This is a genomic window from Micromonospora sp. NPDC005254, assembly GCF_042872525.1.
In the GTDB taxonomy this organism is placed as follows: domain Bacteria; phylum Actinomycetota; class Actinomycetes; order Mycobacteriales; family Micromonosporaceae; genus Micromonospora.
This window is the reverse complement of the sequence record NZ_JBIAKM010000004.1, coordinates 431,419-448,816: the sequence shown is the minus strand read 5'-3', so window position 1 is coordinate 448,816 and position 17,398 is coordinate 431,419. Positions and strand designations below refer to the sequence as shown.

At 72.6% G+C, this 17,398-nt stretch carries 19 protein-coding genes; 9 read left to right on the top strand and 10 right to left on the bottom strand.

All coding sequences use genetic code 11. The features are described 5' to 3' along the window. The first annotated feature begins 20 nt into the window (after positions 1 to 20). The 3 genes from ACFYPR_RS15315 (at position 21) to ACFYPR_RS15305 (ending at position 1,664) form a co-directional block, all read left to right on the top strand. Positions 21 to 800: an SDR family oxidoreductase gene (locus ACFYPR_RS15315; protein WP_387260453.1), complete on the top strand. Its 780-nt coding sequence runs from the start codon at positions 21 to 23 to the stop codon at positions 798 to 800. 37 nt (positions 801 to 837) lie between these two features. Next, the gene (locus tag ACFYPR_RS15310) at positions 838 to 1,032 is read left to right on the top strand and encodes a hypothetical protein (protein WP_354854870.1); all 195 of its coding nucleotides are present in this window, start codon (positions 838 to 840) and stop codon (positions 1,030 to 1,032) included. 83 nt (positions 1,033 to 1,115) lie between these two features. Continuing rightward, a complete protein-coding gene (locus ACFYPR_RS15305) occupies positions 1,116 to 1,664 on the top strand; it encodes a YbaK/EbsC family protein (protein WP_354855012.1) in 549 nt (182 codons plus the stop codon). A gap of 52 nt (positions 1,665 to 1,716) precedes the next feature. On the opposite strand, the gene ACFYPR_RS15300 is transcribed toward ACFYPR_RS15305, so the two are convergent. Genes ACFYPR_RS15300 through ACFYPR_RS15275 form a run of 6 tightly spaced genes read right to left on the bottom strand, consistent with a single transcriptional unit; the run spans position 1,717 to position 7,363 of the window. Next, a complete protein-coding gene (locus tag ACFYPR_RS15300; protein WP_387260450.1) occupies positions 1,717 to 2,352 on the bottom strand; it encodes a DsbA family oxidoreductase in 636 nt (211 codons plus the stop codon). A gap of 20 nt (positions 2,353 to 2,372) precedes the next feature. Further along, positions 2,373 to 2,801 carry a SufE family protein gene (locus tag ACFYPR_RS15295; RefSeq protein ID WP_387260447.1) on the bottom strand — a complete coding sequence of 143 codons (429 nt, stop codon included), beginning with the start codon at positions 2,799 to 2,801 and terminating at the stop codon, positions 2,373 to 2,375. 29 nt (positions 2,802 to 2,830) lie between these two features. After that, complete coding sequence (locus ACFYPR_RS15290; RefSeq protein WP_354854874.1) at positions 2,831 to 3,256, bottom strand: CBS domain-containing protein; 426 nt, start codon at positions 3,254 to 3,256, stop codon at positions 2,831 to 2,833. A gap of 56 nt (positions 3,257 to 3,312) precedes the next feature. After that, positions 3,313 to 5,082, bottom strand: a complete 1,770-nt coding sequence (locus tag ACFYPR_RS15285) for a proline--tRNA ligase (protein ID WP_387260444.1) — start codon at positions 5,080 to 5,082, stop codon at positions 3,313 to 3,315. Positions 5,083 to 5,135: 53 nt separating this feature from the next. After that, a complete protein-coding gene (locus ACFYPR_RS15280) occupies positions 5,136 to 6,335 on the bottom strand; it encodes a hypothetical protein (RefSeq protein WP_354854878.1) in 1,200 nt (399 codons plus the stop codon). Next, positions 6,221 to 7,363 (bottom strand): transporter substrate-binding domain-containing protein, encoded by a 1,143-nt coding sequence (locus ACFYPR_RS15275; protein ID WP_387260441.1) that lies wholly within the window; start codon positions 7,361 to 7,363, stop codon positions 6,221 to 6,223. Before ACFYPR_RS15275 ends, ACFYPR_RS15280 begins: the two co-directional genes overlap by 115 nt. Before the next feature lie 487 nt (positions 7,364 to 7,850). Between ACFYPR_RS15275 and ACFYPR_RS15270 the strand changes: the two genes are divergently transcribed. From ACFYPR_RS15270 to ACFYPR_RS15255, 4 genes are all read left to right on the top strand, one after another. Then, positions 7,851 to 8,081, top strand: coding sequence for a winged helix-turn-helix domain-containing protein (locus tag ACFYPR_RS15270; RefSeq protein WP_355063311.1), 231 nt, complete (start codon positions 7,851 to 7,853; stop codon positions 8,079 to 8,081). A gap of 249 nt (positions 8,082 to 8,330) precedes the next feature. After that, the gene (locus tag ACFYPR_RS15265) at positions 8,331 to 9,098 is read left to right on the top strand and encodes an SGNH/GDSL hydrolase family protein (protein ID WP_354854882.1); all 768 of its coding nucleotides are present in this window, start codon (positions 8,331 to 8,333) and stop codon (positions 9,096 to 9,098) included. A gap of 2 nt (positions 9,099 to 9,100) precedes the next feature. Then, complete coding sequence (locus ACFYPR_RS15260) at positions 9,101 to 9,547, top strand: hypothetical protein (protein ID WP_354854884.1); 447 nt, start codon at positions 9,101 to 9,103, stop codon at positions 9,545 to 9,547. A gap of 72 nt (positions 9,548 to 9,619) precedes the next feature. Beyond that, positions 9,620 to 10,522 carry a sulfurtransferase gene (locus ACFYPR_RS15255; RefSeq protein WP_363935644.1) on the top strand — a complete coding sequence of 301 codons (903 nt, stop codon included), beginning with the start codon at positions 9,620 to 9,622 and terminating at the stop codon, positions 10,520 to 10,522. A 40-nt stretch (positions 10,523 to 10,562) separates the two neighbouring features. On the opposite strand, the gene ACFYPR_RS15250 is transcribed toward ACFYPR_RS15255, so the two are convergent. From ACFYPR_RS15250 to ACFYPR_RS15240, 3 genes are all read right to left on the bottom strand, one after another. Beyond that, positions 10,563 to 11,744, bottom strand: coding sequence for a hypothetical protein (locus ACFYPR_RS15250; RefSeq protein WP_354854886.1), 1,182 nt, complete (start codon positions 11,742 to 11,744; stop codon positions 10,563 to 10,565). Then, positions 11,741 to 12,298 carry a SigE family RNA polymerase sigma factor gene (locus tag ACFYPR_RS15245; RefSeq protein ID WP_355063308.1) on the bottom strand — a complete coding sequence of 186 codons (558 nt, stop codon included), beginning with the start codon at positions 12,296 to 12,298 and terminating at the stop codon, positions 11,741 to 11,743. The genes ACFYPR_RS15250 and ACFYPR_RS15245 overlap by 4 nt, the downstream gene beginning before the upstream one ends. Before the next feature lie 68 nt (positions 12,299 to 12,366). After that, positions 12,367 to 12,948, bottom strand: a complete 582-nt coding sequence (locus tag ACFYPR_RS15240) for a TetR family transcriptional regulator (RefSeq protein ID WP_354854890.1) — start codon at positions 12,946 to 12,948, stop codon at positions 12,367 to 12,369. Positions 12,949 to 13,055: 107 nt separating this feature from the next. On the opposite strand from ACFYPR_RS15240, the gene ACFYPR_RS15235 reads away from it, so the two are divergent. Further along, positions 13,056 to 14,213, top strand: a complete 1,158-nt coding sequence (locus ACFYPR_RS15235) for an FAD-dependent oxidoreductase (protein WP_355063306.1) — start codon at positions 13,056 to 13,058, stop codon at positions 14,211 to 14,213. 17 nt (positions 14,214 to 14,230) lie between these two features. On the opposite strand, the gene ACFYPR_RS15230 is transcribed toward ACFYPR_RS15235, so the two are convergent. Beyond that, positions 14,231 to 15,487, bottom strand: a complete 1,257-nt coding sequence (locus ACFYPR_RS15230) for an MFS transporter (protein WP_355063304.1) — start codon at positions 15,485 to 15,487, stop codon at positions 14,231 to 14,233. A gap of 121 nt (positions 15,488 to 15,608) precedes the next feature. On the opposite strand from ACFYPR_RS15230, the gene ACFYPR_RS15225 reads away from it, so the two are divergent. After that, positions 15,609 to 17,396: an HSP90 family protein gene (locus ACFYPR_RS15225; RefSeq protein ID WP_355063302.1), complete on the top strand. Its 1,788-nt coding sequence runs from the start codon at positions 15,609 to 15,611 to the stop codon at positions 17,394 to 17,396. Positions 17,397 to 17,398 lie beyond the last annotated feature (2 nt).

The following is a 17,398-nucleotide window of genomic DNA, read 5'->3' as shown; positions in this document are numbered from 1 at the left end:
GGGCGGAACAGGAGGAGACGATGAGGGTTCTGGTCACCGGGGCGGGTGGTCGACTGGGGAGCCACGTGCTGGCGCGGCTGCGCGACGACGGGATGAGCGTCCGGGCCAGCAGCCGCCGGCCGCGTATTGGCTCGGACGTCGAGTGGGTCGTGGCCGACCTGGCCACCGGCGACGGGCTGGCCGAGGCGGTGACCGGGGTGGACGCGGTGGTGCACCTGGCGTCCTCGCCCCGGGGGCGTACCCACCAGGTGGACGTGCTGGGCACCCGTCGGCTGGTGCTCGCCGCCGGCGCGGCCGGCGTCCAGCACCTGGTCTACATCTCGATCGTCGGGGTGGACCGGGTGCCGATCCCGTACTACCGGCACAAGCTGGCAGCCGAGCAGGTCGTCGCGGCCGGCCCGGTGCCGTGGTCGGTGCTGCGCGCCACCCAGTTCCCCGAGTTCCTCGACGATCTGCTGGCGACCAGCGCGCGGCTGGGCCCGGTGTTCGGCGACCGGGCGGTGCTCGCCCAGCCGGTCGACCCGGGTGAGGTGGCCGCCCGGCTCGCGGCCCGGGTGGCCGCCGGCCCGCTCGGGGGCATCGAGGAGTTCGGTGGGCCGCAGGTGCTCCGCTTCGACGAGGCGGTCCGTGCCTGGCGGGAGGCGCGCGGGTCACGCCGACCGCTGCTGCCGGTACGAATCCCCGGCCGCCTCGGGCGCGAACTGCGCGCCGGTGGGTTGGTCACCGAGGCGCTGCCTCGCGGTGTGCGTACCTGGGCCGACCACCTCGCGGACACGTACGGGGGAACCGCGCGGAGATGAGAGGGATACCGGTTCACGTTCGCCTTACGGTGACGTCATGTTCGTTGTCGTCACCACGGTGATCCTCTACGTTTTCGGTTTCGTCTTCCTCTACGGCGTGATCCGGCTGGGTGTCCGGCACGCGATGGAGGACCTGGAGCTGCAGCGGGCCAAAGCCCGACGCGAGGAGGAGTTGGCGGCCGCCCGCGACCGTTCCTTCCTGCGCGACAACGCGTTCCTCGCCGGCAGTTGAGCCGCGACGTGGAGGTGGTGTCGCGAGACGGCTCGGGAGTCGGCGGGCGATCCGGCGGCGCGGGTGCGAGGATCGCACCCGTGATGGGAACGCTGAAGACCGAACCGGCCCGTGCCCGCCTCGATCTGCTCGCCGCGCCGGTGGCGGAGGCCATCGCCCAGTGGCCGGCCAACGCGCCGGTGGACGTCGACGACGTCCTGGTCGCGCCGATCGACGCCGATCTCGCCGACACGGCGGCGTTCTGCGAGGCGTACGAGGTGGGGCTGGACGTGTCGGCCAACTGCGTCGTGGTGGCCGGAAAGCGCGAGGGTGTGGTCCGCTACGCGGCCTGCATCGTGCTGGCCACCACCCGGGCCGACGTGAACGGCGTGGCCCGGCGGGCGCTGGACGTGCGCAAGGCGAGCTTCGCCCCGATGACCGACGCGGTCGAGTTGACCGGCATGGAGTACGGCGGCATCACCCCGATCGGGCTACCGGCCCAGTGGCCGATCCTGGTGGACGCGCGGGTGATCGCCACCCCACACGTGATCATCGGGTCCGGCGTACGGCACAGCAAGATCGCGCTGCCGGGGCCGGCGCTGGGCGCGCTGCCCGGCGCGCAGGTGGTCGAAGGGCTGGCCAGGCCGGCCTGACCAGGCACCGACATCGATACCGTTGCACGTGAAACATCGACCTGGTCGATGTCTAGCGTGCTGCGGCCTCCCGCTGCTCGACCTCGGCCAGCACGGCGAGGAGGGTGGACGTCTCCTGGGCGCCGCTGACCGCGTACTTCCCGGCAAGCACGAAGGTCGGCACGCTGGTGATGCCCAGATCCCGGGCGGCGGCCAGTTCGGCGGCGATGTCGGCGGTCCGCTCGTCGGAGTCGAGGAACCGGCGTGCGTCGGCGGCGTCCAGGCCGATCGAGCCGGCGATCGTCGCCAGCACCTCCCGGGAACCGATGTCGAGGCCCTTCGTGAAGTGTGCCTGGTACAGGGCGTCCACCATCTCGGCCGCCCGGTCGCGCTCGGCGGCGTAGCCGACCAGCCGGTGCGCGTCGAAGGTGTTGGCGGCCACCGCACGGTCGTAGTCCAGCCGAAGCCCGTCACCCGCCGCGGCCTGGGTCACCCGCGCGACCATCTGCCGCGCGCGCTCCGGGCCGCCGAACTTGTCGGCCAGCGCGTCGATGACCGGGCGCGGCTCGGGTACCGGTGACGGGTCGAGCTGGAACGGCCGGTACCGGACGGTCACCTCGCCGTCGTAGCGGGCGAGCGCCTCGTCCAGGCGACGCTTGCCCAGGTAGCACCACGGGCAGACGACGTCGGCGTAGATCTCAATCTCCATGATCGGTGCCAACTGCCGGCTCAGTCGAGTTGTTCCCGGACCTGCCGCTTGAGCCGGCCAAGGATCGCCGTGCCGCCGCGGACCCGCAGCGGGCTGATCGCCTGGGCCAGGCCCATCCGCTGGTAGAGGTCGTCCGGCACGGCCAGCACCTCCTCGGCGCTCGCGCCGGTCAGACCCTCGGCGAGGATCCCGGCGAACGCCCGGGTGGTGGGCGCCTCCGGCGGGCAGTCGAAGAGGGTCTCGACGGTCCCGTCCGGCGTCACCCGGGCGCGCAGGAAGAACGCGGTCTGGCACTCGGGCACCTGCTCCATGCCCTCGTGCCCGGCGGCGTCGGCGGGCAGCGGCGGGATGACGTCGGCGTACTCCAGCAGCATCTCCAGCACCAGGTCGCGTGGCGCGGCGGCGAACTCGTCGACGATCTCGGCCAGTCGGGCCGGCATGTCAGCCATGTGTCGAGGCTACCGCTGGCGCCGACGGCTCACGTGGTCGGAGACTGTTCGCTGATCTCGCTCAACGCGCTGGTCGGGTCGAGCTGCATGGCCAGGTCACCGAGCGAGACGATTCCCACCAGCTTGCGGTCGCTGTCGCAGACGAGCACGCGGCGGATGCCGCGGTCCCGCATGAGCGCCGCAGCCTCACCCGCCGTGCAGTGCTGCTCGATCATGACCACCTCGCGGGTGACGATCGAGCCGATGGTGGTGGCCGCCGGTGAGCTGTTCTCGGCCACCGCCCGCACCACGATGTCCCGGTCGGTGAGCATGCCGGCGAGGGTGGCGCCGTCGGTGACCACCACGTCGCCGATGTCCGCCTCCTTCATCACCCTGGCCGCCTCGTCCAGGGTGGTCTCGGCCGACAGGTACACGACCTGTTTGGTCATCACGTCGCTGACCCGGTAACCGGTCATGAGATCCTCCGAAGACGTATCACCCGATCCGACTGCACTACCCCGTGACGCGGTGGCTACACCAGGTTCGCACGCTCCCGGCGGGCCGCGTCAACGATCCGCTCCACCACACCGTTCACCGGCAGCTCCGCGCGCCCGTCGCCGGCCCGCTCGCGCAACTCCACGTACCCGTCGGCCAGTCGGCGGCCGACCACGACGGTGCGGGGGATGCCGATCAGCTCCGCGTCGGTGAACTTCACCCCGGCCGAGACGTGCGTCCGGTCGTCGACCAGCACCCGCAGGCCGGCGGCGGCCAGGCGCCCGCCGAGGTCCAGCGCCGCGTCGAGCTGCGGGCCCTTGCCGGCGACCACCAGGTGTACGTCACACGGCGCGATTGCCGCCGGCCAGATGAGTCCCCGGTCGTCGTGGTGCTGCTCGGCGATGGCCGCGACCGCCCGGGAGATCCCGATGCCGTAGCAGCCCATGGTGGGCCGGACCGGCTTGCCGGCGGGCCCGAGCACGTCGACCGCGAACGCGTCGGTGTAGCGGCGACCGAGCTGGAAGATGTGCCCGATCTCGATGCCCCGCCGGATGGCCAGCTCGCCGTCGCCGCAGTCGGGGCACGGGTCGCCGGCGCGCACCTCGGCTGCCTCGACCGTGCCGTCGGGCGTGAAGTCCCGCCCGCAGACCACGCCCGTCGCGTGGCGACCCGGCTCGTTCGCCCCGGTCAGCCACGCGGAGCCGGTCACCACGCGAGGGTCGACCAGATAACGGATGCCCAGCTTGCCGAGCATCTGCGGACCGATGTAGCCGCGCACCAGCTCCGGATGCCCGGCCCATTCGTCGAAGACGGCCACCTGGGCGGGCTCCAGCGCGGCGGCGAGCCGCTTCAGGTCGACCTCCCGGTCACCGGGCAGCCCGATCACCAGGAGTTCGGCCCGCTCGGCGCCCGGCTGACGCACGGTCAACACGACGTTCTTCAGGGTGTCGGCGGCGGTCCAGTCGTCCCGGTCCCCGAGCCGGCGGGCGTTCGCCACCTCGACCAGGCTGGCGATCGTCGCGGTTTCGGGGGTGTCGTGCACCTGCGTCGCGGGTGCGGTGGCGAGGTCGCTGGCGGCGGGTGCCCGGGTGACGACGGCCTCGGTGTTGGCCGCGTAGCCGCACGCGGTGCAGCCGACGAACGTGTCCTCGCCGACCGGGGTCGCGGCCAGGAACTCCTCCGACGCCGAGCCGCCGATCGCGCCGGACATCGCGTGCACCACCGTGTGCTCCAGGCCCAGCCGGTCGAAGATCCGCTGGTACGCCGCCCGGTGCCGCGCGTACGCGTCCCGCAGCCCCGCCTCGTCCAGGTCGAAGGAGTACGCGTCCTTCATCAGGAACTCCCGGCCGCGCAGCACACCGGCGCGGGGCCGCGCCTCGTCGCGGAACTTCGTCTGCACCTGGAACAGCGTCACCGGGAAATCCCGGTACGAGGTGAACAGGTCCTTGACCAGCAGCGCCGCCATCTCCTCGTGGGTGGGTGCCAGCAGGTGCTCGGCGCCGCGCCGGTCGGCGAGGGTGAAGAGGAGGTCGCCGTACTCCGTCCACCGGCCGCTCGTCCGGTACGGCTCGGCGGGCAGCAGCGCTGGGAAGTGCACCTCCTGGTCGCCGATCGCGGTCAGCTCGGCACGCACCACCTCGGTGATCCGGTCCAGCACCAGCTTGCCCAGCGGCAGCCACGTGTAGCCGCCCGGTGCGGCGCGACGGATGTAACCGGCGCGCAGCAGCAGCCGATGGCTCGGCACCTCCGCGTCGGCCGGATCCTCGCGCAGGGTCCGCAGCAACAGGGTCGACATGCGTAGCAGCATTCGGGCAGCCTAAGACCGCCGGTCCCGGTGCGGCGATCCAATTCGGTCCCGGGTCACGTGTCGCCGGGAAGGCGGCCCTCGCAGCGGACGTCCGGGTCGGCCACCGGCCGCCGGGGCATCATCCAGTTGAGCGCGGTCTCCTCCACCGGCCAGCCCCGCACCGACACCAGGCTGTACGGAACCGCCGCCGGCTGGGGGCAGAGGACCTGCGACTCGACCCACCCGTTCGGCAGGAACCGCACGGTGGCGGTCCGGTCCAGCATGATCGTCGACGTGTCGGTAACCGTGATGAGCGCGCCGAGCACCACCTCCGGGCCGCCGTTGGCCGTCGGCGGGCCGTCCCCACCGTCCAGGCCTGCCGTGCCGCCGTTCGTCGGAGCAGCCGACGCGCTCGAGGCCGGGCCGCCCGGGGCTGCCGAGGCCGTGACGTCCGGGGCCGGCGAGGCCGATTGCTTCGGGACCACCTCGACCGCGGCGGTGGGCAGCAGCGGCACCCGGAGGAAGACCGCGCCCATCACCACCGGGAGCACGGCGGCGACCGTGAACGCCAGACCGTGGGTCAGCGTCGGGGCGATCCAGCCGGGGATCGGGCCGGTGAGCAGCACGGTGGCGGCGGGCGGCACCGCCAGCAGCGCGGCCGTGGCCACCTCGCCATCCTGATACGCCGTCCAGATGGCCGGGCCCAGCACGGTGTACGCCAGGACCGCCGCGGCCAGCGGCAGGGCCACGCTGACCAGCAGGATCCGGGTCGGCTGGTCAGGATGCAGGTAGCGGGTGCGCAGCGCGAGCAGCCAGAGGCCGAGCATCAGCAGCGACGGCAGGAAGCGGAGCTGCCAGGTGAGGGCCCCCAGCGCGACCGCCGCGCTGATCACCCAACCGGGGGTACGTGCCGTCCCGGAGGCCAGTAGTGACCGTTCCGGGTCGAACCGGTCCGGAGCGCTGAGCCGGAGCAGTCGACCGAGGACGCCGAAGGTGAGCACGACCACGGGGAACGCCCACACCAGGGCGATCAGCAGCGCGCTGAGCAGGCCGAGCGGACTGACGTACTGGACCAGCAGCAGCATCGTGGACATGTCCTGTTGGCTGAGCTGCCACAGTCGCAGCACCAGGAGCAGGACGGGGAAGGTGGGAAGGAGGGTCAGCAGCCACTGCTGCGCCTGCCGCGCCCCCGCCATCCGGCGCGGGCGGACCGCCTTGGCGGAGCTGGTGGTGATCCGGGGTACGCCGGGGGCGGTAGCGCGATCCTCTCCCACGGCCACTGTCGCACCTCCACCTTCCTCGGATCGGGTTGCTGCTGTTCCGCGACCGGCTGCGGGAGGTTGTATCCCTGCTGCCAACGGAGGTTGGCGTTGTACGCGTTCTCCCAGGCCGAGTCGTTCTCGTCCTTGGCCGACTTGTAGAGCGCAAGGTCGACCAGGTCGAGCAGGGCCTGGTTGGGGCCGGTGTTGACGCCCCAGCGCTCCTGGGGCGACGAGCCTATGTCCCAGTGCCGCAGCGGTTTGACGTTCTTGAGGGTCACCGGGAAGTGTTGACCGTCGCCGTCCGGCTGGTCGCCGGTGACGAAGCCGGCGAGGATCGCCGCGTCGGTGGTGACGGCCTGCACCTTGCCGTCGTACAGCTCCTGGATGCACTCGCTGATCCTGTTTCGACCCACCGGCGAGGCGCCGGCCTCGGCGAGGCGCTGGATGGACGTCGAGGTGGTCAGCGAGCAGACCGTCAGCCCACGCAGATCCTCCAGGCTGCTCACCTGCTTCTGGTAGCTCTTCAACGTCACCACCGACTGCTCGGTGTTCAGGTACGCGGCCGAGAAGACGGCACCCTCCTCCCTGCGCTTGTCGTTGATGCTGTACGACGCGATGACCAGGTCGACGATGACGAACCCCTCGCCGTCCTGGGCCTGTCGACGGGCCCGGTCCTCGCTCTCGATCGGCACGAAACGCACCTGGGAGTGGTCGAACCCGAGGTAGCTCGCGATCATGTACGCGATGTCGACGTCGAAGCCCTTCCAGACGTTGTTCGGGAGGCGCTGCGAGATGCCCGGCTGGTCGTCCTTCACGCCGATGACGAGCTGCTGCTTGCCCTTGAGGCCGGCGTCCTCCAGCAACTCGTCCCGGGTCGGCGGGCCCATCGCGAGGACGATCGGGACCAGGGCGGCGGCCAGGACGGCCAGCGCGACGATGAGCCCCACGAGTCGGATCTGGCGGGTCCGCGTGGTGCGCGACGATGGGGGCACCGCCGGGGCCGGCCCGGTGGGGGGGCTCGGCTCGCTTGCCTGACTCAACTGGGCCCTCCCCACTGCGCGGTCCGGTGACCGGCCCCTCATTGTGCGGCCTCAATGCGAGCCACGGCACTCCACCACCAGCCGGATTGGCGACAGCGTTCAGTGGGTCTCTAGGTCCGGTCCGAACGATTGCCGGTGAGGCGGTACGCCTTGATCCGATCCCGGGCCCAACCGAGCGCCCCGCAGTCTCGGCCCGCCCGTGGCACCGTTCGCAAGAGCCCAAATTCCAATGCCGCCGGATGATCTGCTTGGCCAGCATCGGCACCCACTCTGACCGGGGTAGTTCGCGCTCGATCACGGCACCCTCCCGCAAGATGGGCAGGCCCGGCCACCGATCTCAGATCTGGTGACCGGACCGCTATCCGGCACCCCGTCAGTTGCCGACCGATAGGGGCGCTACGGGAAACCTGCCATGGCTAACCATTGCTAGTCAGGCACTCGCCATGGGTGATTGAGTGGGAGGTGCCGACCGATAGGGGAACCGCCAGTGCCGCCGCAGTACGCCTACCAGCGCGTTGCCGAAGACTTGATCAAGCGGATCCAGTCCGGGGAGTTTCCGCCGGGTTCGCGCCTGCCGAGCCGGGCTGAGCTGTGTGAACAGTACGAAGTCTCCAGTTTTGTCGCGGACCGGGTCTTCCTCATCTTGAAGATGCAAGGCCTCACGGAGTCGCTGCCCGGCGCCGGCGTGTACGTCAAGGAGAACGCGCCGGGCCAGTGATGTCAGAGGCCCGACGTTGCGTTTGATCGACACGAGTTCGCCGAAGTCGGGGTATTAACTCGACTCCGATGCCGCCATATCAGCGACCCCGTGTCGATCAAGGCGCTCGAGCCCGGCGCTCGGCTCGATCACGGCGCTCGATCATGCGCGCGCATGACCTCCGCCACGTCGGCCCGTCGGGGCACCGGCCGTGGTGCCTCCGGTGAAAGACTGGTCGCCGCAGGCAACGGGTGGCGTGAGGGGGCGCGGGTGCGCTGGCGCAGTTTCGTCGCGGTCGGGGACAGCTTCACCGAGGGTATGGACGACGCGTACCCGGACGGCACCTACCGGGGCTGGGCCGACCTGGTGGCCACCCGGCTCGCCGCCGAGGCGGGCCCCGACTTCCGGTACGCGAACCTGGCCATCCGGGGCCGGCTCTTTCCCGGTGTCGTCGCCGAGCAGGTGCCCTCCGCGGTGGCGATGAAGCCCGATCTGATCAGCTTCGCGGCCGGCGGCAACGACGTGCTGCGGCGCACCTTCGACCCGGACACGTTGGTCTCCCGCTTCGACGAGGTCGTTCGGCAGCTGCGCTCGGGCGGCGCGGACGTGCTGCTCTTCCGATTCGCGGACGTGATGGCACGGCTGCCCGGTCAACGTCTCGTCGCTCCCCGGGTGCAACTGCTCAACCAGGCGGTCGGTGAGACCGCCGAGCGGCACGGCGCCATCCTGGTCGACCTGTACGCCGACGACACGTTCCTCAACCCGATGCTCTGGAGCACCGACCGGCTGCACCTCTCCCCGGCCGGGCACCGGCGGGTCGCCGGGCAGGTGCTGAACGCGCTCGGCGTGGGCTGCGACGAGGAGTGGCTGATGGTCCCGCCGCACCCGGCGCCGTCGCCGTGGCTGGCCGCCCGCGCGGCCGACCTGCGCTGGGCCGGGCAGTACCTGGCCCCGTGGATCAGGCGGCGGCTCACCGGCCGGTCGTCCGGTGACACGGTGACCGCGAAGCGTCCGCTGCTCGGCCCGCTCGTCGACTGACCGTGCGCACCCTGCACACCGCGCCGCTGCTGCGCCGTGAACGGGACGGCGAGCCGGTTCCGGAGCACGCCGTGCTGGTGGACGGCGACCGGGTCGAGGCCGTGGGTCCGCTGGCCGAGCTGAGCGAGACGTACGCGGGGGTGCGGGTCCGCCGGTGGGACGGCGTGCTGGGTCCGGGCCTGCTGCACGACGGCCCGCTGCCGGCGGCACCCACCCCGCGCGAGCGGGTGCACGCGCTGCTGCGTAGCGGAGTGACGGCGGTGCTGGCGGAACACCTGGCCGAGCCGGCGCTGCGGGCCGCCGTCGACCGGAGCGACCTGCTGGTGCTGCCGGCGCCCGTGGTGCCGAGCCTGCATCCGGGTGGACGCGCCGACCTGTCGGCGCACGACGCCGACGGCGCCTGCATCGCGACCGTGGCCGCCGGCCGGATCGTCCACCGGCGGGCGTGAGCACGCCTCACGTGGGCCGCGTCGCATCTGATGGCCGACCGTCGGGCGGTGTTGCGGCGTAACTTGGGGATCATGTCTGTGCCGAACGATCCTGATCCCCGCCTCCAGTCGTACGCCGACCCGCAGCGGCTGGTCACCACCGACTGGTTGGCCGAGCACCTGGGCGACGAGGGCCTCGTCGTGGTCGAGTCCGACGAGGACGTCCTGCTCTACGAATCCGGTCACATCCCCGGTGCCGTCAAGGTCGACTGGCACCTCGACCTGAACGACCAGGTCACCCGGGACTACCTCGACGCGACGAGCTTCGCCGAGATGTGTGCCGCGAAGGGCATCGGCCGGGGCGACACCGTGGTCTTCTACGGCGACAACTTCAACTGGTGGGCCGCGTACGCCCTCTGGGTGTTCTCGCTCTTCGGCCACGCCGACGTGCGCCTGCTCGACGGCGGCCGGCAGAAGTGGATCGCCGAGGGGCGCGAGGTGACCCGCGACAAGCCGACCCGGCCCCGCGCCGACTACCCCGTGCCGCTGCGGGACGACGCGCCGCTGCGGGCGTTCCGTGAGCAGGTGATGGCGCACATCGCCGTGGGCCGGCCGCTGGTCGACGTCCGGTCCCCGGGCGAGTACACGGGCGAGATGCTGCACATGCCCGACTACCCGCAGGAGGGCGCGCTGCGCGGCGGGCACATCCCGGGCGCGGTCAGCAAGCCCTGGAAGTCGGCGGCGAATGAGGACGGCACGTTCAAGTCCGCCGACGAGCTGAAGGCCATCTACGCCGACCAGCTCGGGTTGAGCCCGGACGACGACGTGATCGCGTACTGCCGGATCGGTGAGCGGTCCAGCCACACCTGGTTCGTGCTGCGGCACCTGCTGGGCTACCCGCAGGTGCGCAACTACGACGGCTCGTGGACGGAGTGGGGCAACCTGGTCCGGGCGCCCGTGGTGAAGGGCGACCAGCCCGGCGGCATCGCCGCCTGACCGGTTCTGCGGAGCTAACCGGCTGAGGGCTCGACGACTCTCAGCCGGCCAGCGCCAGCACGCCGGGTAGGTCCCGGATGATCCCGGTGATCTCGCCGGTCTCCGGGTCCCAGCGAGCCAGGGCGGCCGGTTCCAGGCTGAGCAGCACCGCTCCCTTGTTGTCCCAGCCCAACACCGGGCAGCAGCCCTTGGCGCGATCCCGACCGAGGTCGAGCAGGTGGGTCACCGCGCCGGTACGGGAGTCCAGCACGGCCACCCCCTCGGCGCCGTCGATGTCGTTGTTGGTGATCATGGCGGCCCTCGCCAGGCGACCGCCGTGCAGCCAACCCCGGCCGTAGAACTCATTCACCTCGTACGGTGACGGCAGCACGCCGTCGGTTATCCGCTGCTCGGAGCGGATCGTGGCCTCGCGGGCGGACCGGTTGCGCAGCGTCAGGCTGCCCCGTTCGCCGATCATCTCGATCAGCGCCGCCTCGCGGCCGGCTTCCGGGTCGGGTGCCACCACGTTCCAGGCCGACACGTCGATGGTGCCTGCCGCCTCGGTGTCGCGCTCCACCGCGTACGTCCGGTTGCCGCCGCCGACCAGGACCCGGTCGTGCGCCCACACCACCAGCTCCAGGTAGCCGTCGAGCGGGATCCGGCGTACGCCCGCCGCGGTGAGGTCAACCATGATCAGCTCGTTGGTCTGCGGGAAGGCCGCCCAACGCCCGTCCGGCGACAACACTCCCGGCTGTACGGCGGTCGCCTCGTTGCCGTCCGCGTCCCGGGTCGGCGCCAGCGTCACCACGTCGAGACCGCGCACGACGCCGTCGTCGCCGAGGATCCGGACCGGGCCGTCCGCGCGGTTCTCCTCGTCGACGGGCTGAAACAGCGCCAACGCCCGCTGGACCGGTCGCTCGGACAGCGGCACGGTCGCCGGGCCGCTCAGCCTGTTCAGCGGATCGGGTGGGTACGTCAGCTCGGTCGGCGGACGCTGCACGGGATCGGCGTGGGTGGGCTCGACGGTCGGCGCCACCGTGTGGTTCAGGGGCGGACCGGGGGACGGCCGGCGGACGGCGACCGTGCCACCGCCGACCAGCACCACGGCCAGGACTGCCGCGCCGAGCACCCGTCGGGTACGACGCGTGCGCCGCGCCCGGTCCCAGCCGGCCGTCGCGGGCTTGCTGGGCAGCACGTCCTCCACGCTGACGGCGAACAGTTGGCGCAGATCCCGCTCGTTCACTGGTTCACCTCCAGGTCGGCGGTCGGGTCGCCGGAGCGGGTCGCGCCCCGGCTCGATCGGCCATCTCCGGTGAGATCGGGGGCCACCTCGCGAAGCCGGCGCAGCGCCATGTGGCACTGGCTCTTCACGGTGCCGACGGTCACCCCGAGCGCCTCCGCCGTGGCGACCTCGGTCAGGTCCTCGTAGTAGCGCAGCACCAGCACGGCCCGCTGCCGGGGCGGCAGCAGCCCCAGCGCGTCGTGCAGGGTCAGCCGCAGCGCGCCGTCACGGTCGGGGGCCACCTGTTCCGGCGGTGCGGGGCTGAGCCACTCCCGGCGTCGACGCCGCCACCACGACACCGCGTCCCGGTAGAGGATGGCCCGCACGTAGGCGGCGGGATCGCCGTCGCGGACGGAGGTCCAGCGCAGCGCCAGCTTCAGCAGGGCGTCCTGGAGAAGGTCCTCGGCCTGGTGCCGGTTGCCGCAGATCAGGAAGGCCGCACGCAGCAGGCGGTGCTGGTTGCTCTCCACGAAGGCGAGGTAGCCGTCGCGGCCGTCGTTCGCCGTCGATCCCATCCGCACCCCTTCCGGCCGCCACGGTGCGCGTCACCCGACAGACGCATGGGGAGGGGAAAAAGGTTGGGTCAGGTCTGCGGCAGCCCGGTCAGGTAGCGCTGGAGGGTCGGCGCGACCCAGGAGACCAGCTCCTCCGGGTCGACGTCCACCATCGGTGGGAGCCGGACGACGTAGCGGGTGAAGGCGAGGCCCAGGATCTGGCTGGCCACCAGGCCGGCACGCCGGGCGGTCAGCGCCGGGTCGGTGCCGAACGTGGCCACGGCCGCGGTGAGCTGGTCGGCGAAGATGCCGCGCATCCGTTCGGCCGCGCCCGGGTTGGTGCTGGCGGCCCGCAGCAGCGCCACAAGCGTCTCGTCGCCCTCCCACCGGGCGAGGAAGTGCCGGACCAGCACCTCGCCGAGCTGCTCGGACGACACGGCGGCCAGGTCGGGCAGGCGGAGGTCGAACTCGGCCGCCGCCGCGAACAGACCCTCCTTGCTGCCGTAGTACCGCATGACCATCGACGGGTCGATCCGGGCGTCGGCGGCGATGGCCCGGATCGTGGCGCGCTCGTATCCGTCGGCGGCGAACCGCTCGCGGGCTGCTCGCAGGATCGCCGCGCGGGTGGCGTCCGATCGGCGGGGGTGGGTCGGGTGGGCGGGCGCGGTCATGTCAACGACCGTATGCCAACGGTTGTTGACACACAACGACCGCCGTCCTAGCGTTGCCAACAACCGTTTGCCAACACCCGTTGGCAACAGTCGTTCCGGAGGTGGCCATGCTGCCCACGAGCACCGACGTCCTGGTGGTGGGTGCCGGCCCCACCGGCCTCGCCACCGCACTGACGCTGGCCCGTCGCGGGATCGACGTGACAGTGCTGGACCAGCAGGCCGAACCGCCACAGACGTCCCGCGCGGCCGTCGTGCACGCGTACACCCTGGAGGTGCTGGACCGGATCGGCGTCGCGGCGCCACTGGTGGCCCAGGGGGTGCGTGCGCCGCGCTTCACGGTCCGCGACCGGGACCGGACGCTGCTGTCGGTTCCGTTCCACCGGTTGCCGTCCCGTTTCCCCTACGCCCTGCTGGTCTCCCAGGCGGTCACCGAGGCCGTGCTCGTCGGGCAGTTGGCCGACCTCGGCGTCCGGGCACGACGGCCGTGCCGGCTGACCGACCTGAGCCCGACCGCCGCCGGGGTGCTCGCGCGGGTCGACGGTGTGGACCTGCGCGCCCGGTACGTGGTCGGCGCGGACGGCCTGCACAGCACCGTCCGGCAGGCGGCCGGCATCGGCTTCGCCGGCCCCAGCGACGAGGAGTCCTTCGTGCTCGCCGACGTGCGGGTCGACAGCGCGCTGCCCCGCGACGAGGCCGCGCTGTTCCTCGCCCGCCCCGGGCCGCTGGTCTGGGCGCCACTGCCGAACGGCGTGGTCCGGCTGGTCGCCGCCGTGCCGACGGCGCCGCCCGAGCCGGATCGGGCGTACCTTCAGGCGCTGCTCGACGAGCGCGGCCCGACCCGCCGACCCGACCGGGTGACCGAGGTGCTGTGGGGTTCCCGGTTCCGGGTGCACCACCGGATCGCCGACACCTTCCGGGCCGGGCCGGTGCTGCTGGCCGGGGACGCCGGGCACGTGCACAGCCCCGCCGGCGGGCAGGGCATGAACCTCGGCATCTGCGACGCGGTGGCCCTCGGCACCGCCCTGGCCGAGGTGCTCGCCGGCAGCCCGGAGACGCTGCTCGACGACTACACCGCCCGGCAGCGCCCGATGGCCGAGGACGTGATGAGCTTCGCCGCCGGGCTGACCCGGCTGGCCACCACCTCCCCGGCCCGCCGACCGGCCCGGGACGCGCTGCTCCGGCTGCTCGGGGCCGTACCCCCGGTCCGGCAGCGGATCGCGCTGCGCCTGTCCGGGCTGTCCCACGCGGAACGCGGCGCGGGCTGAGGTGCACGACGTGCTGCTCAGCGCGACGGCTGGGGTGCTGTGCTGTCGTCGGTGGGGGCGACCACCGGCGACACCGACGCGACCGGCCGCAGCGTTCGCCACGCCGCCAGCGTGACCAGCGCGAACGTGCCGGCCGCGGCGCCCGCCACCGGCACCGTCCCGTACGCGGCGGCGGCCAGCCCGGCGACCGCCGCGCCGACGGGTGCGGTGAGCAGCCCGACCATCCGCTGCGCGGCACCCACCCGACCGAGCAGCCCGCCCGGCACGTGCCGCTGCCCGTACGACGCCGACAGGCTGTTCCACACGACGGTGCCGGCGGCGAAGACGGCCAGCGCGATCCCGCCCGGCACCGGTTGCCGGGCCAGCGCGAACACGACCAGCGCGACGGTCTGCACGGCGAGCACCGCCCGCAGCGCGGGCACCGTGCCGAGCCGGGCGGCGAGCCGGCCCGCCCCGAGCGCCCCGCCCACGCCGCCGACAATGGCGCCCGCCGCGAACAGTCCGTATCCGGCCGGCGGCACGCGCAGCACGTCCAGCGCGTAGAGCACCATCACCGCCATCAGACCGCTGATCGCCAGGTTGCTCGCGGCGGCCAGCAGGGTGACCCGCCACAGTGTCCGGTCGCCGCGCAGCCAGCGCATCCCCTCGGTGATCTCGCTCCACACCGACAGGCGTCCAACGGTCGGCCCGGTGACCACGGCGGGCGTCGGAGTGAGGGCCAGCACGAGCAGGGCCGCCACCGCGAAGGTGACGGCGTCCAGGGCGAACGGCAGCGCGGGGGCGGTGGCGAAGAGGACACCGGCGGCCGGCGCACCGAGGAAGCCGCCGGCCACCGCGCTCCCCGCCTGGAGCCTTCCGTTCGCCCGGGGCAGCGCGGCCGGCGACACGACCGTGGGCAGCAGCGCGAACGAGGCCGAGTCGAAGAGGGTGCCCAACGCGGCGAGGAGGAAAGCGGCCGCCAGCAGCGTCACGACGGCAGCCCGGTCGAGGACGACCGCCACGGCCAGCGCCGCCACCACCGCCGCGCGTACGCCGTCGATGCAGGCCATCGTCCGTCGGCGGTCCCAGCGGTCCGCGTACACGCCGCCGAGCAGGCCGAAGAGCAGCGGCGGAAGCTGCCCGGCCACGGTGACCGCCGCGATGATCCGAGGGTCGCGGGTCAGTGTCGCGGCCAGCAGGGCCAGCGCCGGCGTGCGCAGCGCGTCCCCGAGCCGGGACGAGACGGCGGCGGACCAGAGCAGCCGGAAATCCCGGCCCAGAGCGGAGGAGGTCATGCCGCCGAACGTGCCCTCTCGACCGGGTCGAGGGTCAAGCCGCCGGGCGAAAGGGGGACGCGGGCCGTCGGTGATCATCGGTACGGTGGGCGCCGGCATCGGGACCGGGGAGAACTCAGGCGTGGACCACACTTTCCAGGTCGACCTGCGTGGCGTGGTCGACCTGCTCAGCCATCACCTCTACGGCAGCCCACGGGTCTACGTCCGTGAGCTGCTCCAGAACGCCGTGGACGCGATCACCGCCCGGCGTACGACCGAGCCGGACGCACCGGCGCTGGTCCGCATCGAGCCGCCGGAGATCACCGGCGACGGCACCCTGCGGGTGCACGACACCGGCGTCGGCCTGACCGAGGCGCAGGTGCACGAGCTGTTGGCCACCATCGGCCGCAGCTCCAAACGCGACGAGCTGGGCTTCTCCCGGCACGAGTTCCTCGGCCAGTTCGGCATCGGCCTGCTCTCCTGCTTCCTGGTCGCCGACGAGATCCAGGTGCTCACCCGGCACGGCGACAACCCCACGGTCCGGTGGACCGGGTACGCCGACGGCCGCTACGCCGTGACCGTGGCACCGCCGGAGGCCGCCCGCGTCGAGCCGGGCACCACTGTCACGCTGGTGCCCCGCCGCGACGCCGACCAGTGGTTCGCCACCCCGACCGTCACCGACCTGGCGCGGCTCTTCGGCTCGCTGCTGCCGGTCACCGTCCGGGTCGGCGACACGGTCACCACCACCGGCGAACCCCCGTGGGCGACCGCGCCGGGGGCACCGCTCGACCGCGCGGCGCTGATCAGGTACGCCCGGGAGACGCTCGGCGTGGAGCCGTTCGACGTGCTGCCGCTGGCCGTGCCGGAGGCCGGGCTGACCGGTGTCGCCGTCATCCTGCCCACCCCGGTGAACCCGGCGGCCCGGGCCGGGCACCGCGTCTACCTCAAGCGGATGCTGCTCACCGAGAACGCCGACAGCCTGCTGCCGGACTGGGCGTTCTTCGCGCACTGCGTGGTCGACGCGACCGAGCTGCGCCCGACGGCCAGCCGCGAGGCCCTCTACGAGGACACCCTGCTCACCGCGACCCGGGAGGCGCTCGGCGACCAGGTACGCGGCTGGCTGGTCCGGCTGGCGCGACACGACCCGCACCGGCTGGCCGAGTTCCTCCAGGTGCACCACCTCGGCGTGAAGGCGCTGGCGCTGCACGACGACGAGATGCTCCGGCTGGTCGACAGGTGGTGGCCGATGGACACCAACGTCGGCACGCTCACGCTCGCCGAGTTCCGCGAACGCCACGGGGTGCTCCGCTACGCGGCCAGCCTCGACGAGTTCCGCCAACTCGCCGCCGTGGCCGCCGCACAGGACCTGGCGGTGGTGAACGCCGGCTACACGTACGACACCGAGCTGATCGAGCGGCTGCCGGCGGTGGACCGGTCGGTGCTTATCGAACGGCTGGAGCCGAGCGACCTCACCACCCGGTTCGAGGCTCTCGACCCGCAGGTCGAACTGGCGCTGCGGCCGTTCCTCACCGCCGCGCAGCGGGCCGTCGAACGGTCCGGCTGCGAGGTGGTCATCCGGGCGTACGACCCGGTCTCGCTGCCCGCGCTCTACCTGGTCAGCCGGTCGGCGGCGTTCAACGACCAGCTCGCCGCCAGCCGCGACCGCGCCGACGAGCTGTGGGGCGGAGTGCTCGACGCGCTCGCCGCCACCGCCCCACCGGACCGCCCGCAACTGGTGCTCAACCACCGCAACCCGCTGGTCCGGCGGGTCACGATGCTTGGCGACCCGGAGCTGGTCGGCCTCGCCATCGAGGCGCTGTACGGGCAGGCGCTGCTGCTCGGCCACCATCCGATCCGCGCTGCCGACGCCGCGCTGCTGAACGATTCCTTCCTCGGCCTGCTCGGCCGGGCCGTGCCGGGACGGGAGTGACC

Bases quoted from the DNA above. Each gene is read 5' to 3' on its own strand.
- ACFYPR_RS15245 (WP_355063308.1), bottom strand. From the start codon at position 12,298: ATGGGATCGACGGCGAACGACGGCCGCGACGGCTACCTCGCCTTCGTG.
- ACFYPR_RS15290 (WP_354854874.1), bottom strand. From the start codon at position 3,256: ATGACCGGTTACCGGGTCAGCGACGTGATGACCAAACAGGTCGTGTAC.
- ACFYPR_RS15295 (WP_387260447.1), bottom strand. From the start codon at position 2,801: ATGGCTGACATGCCGGCCCGACTGGCCGAGATCGTCGACGAGTTCGCC.
- ACFYPR_RS15230 (WP_355063304.1), bottom strand. From the start codon at position 15,487: ATGACCTCCTCCGCTCTGGGCCGGGATTTCCGGCTGCTCTGGTCCGCC.
- ACFYPR_RS15255 (WP_363935644.1), top strand. From the start codon at position 9,620: ATGTCTGTGCCGAACGATCCTGATCCCCGCCTCCAGTCGTACGCCGAC.
- ACFYPR_RS15240 (WP_354854890.1), bottom strand. From the start codon at position 12,948: ATGACCGCGCCCGCCCACCCGACCCACCCCCGCCGATCGGACGCCACC.
- ACFYPR_RS15235 (WP_355063306.1), top strand. From the start codon at position 13,056: ATGCTGCCCACGAGCACCGACGTCCTGGTGGTGGGTGCCGGCCCCACC.
- ACFYPR_RS15315 (WP_387260453.1), top strand. From the start codon at position 21: ATGAGGGTTCTGGTCACCGGGGCGGGTGGTCGACTGGGGAGCCACGTG.
- ACFYPR_RS15310 (WP_354854870.1), top strand. From the start codon at position 838: ATGTTCGTTGTCGTCACCACGGTGATCCTCTACGTTTTCGGTTTCGTC.
- ACFYPR_RS15300 (WP_387260450.1), bottom strand. From the start codon at position 2,352: ATGGAGATTGAGATCTACGCCGACGTCGTCTGCCCGTGGTGCTACCTG.
- ACFYPR_RS15305 (WP_354855012.1), top strand. From the start codon at position 1,116: ATGGGAACGCTGAAGACCGAACCGGCCCGTGCCCGCCTCGATCTGCTC.
- ACFYPR_RS15285 (WP_387260444.1), bottom strand. From the start codon at position 5,082: ATGCTGCTACGCATGTCGACCCTGTTGCTGCGGACCCTGCGCGAGGAT.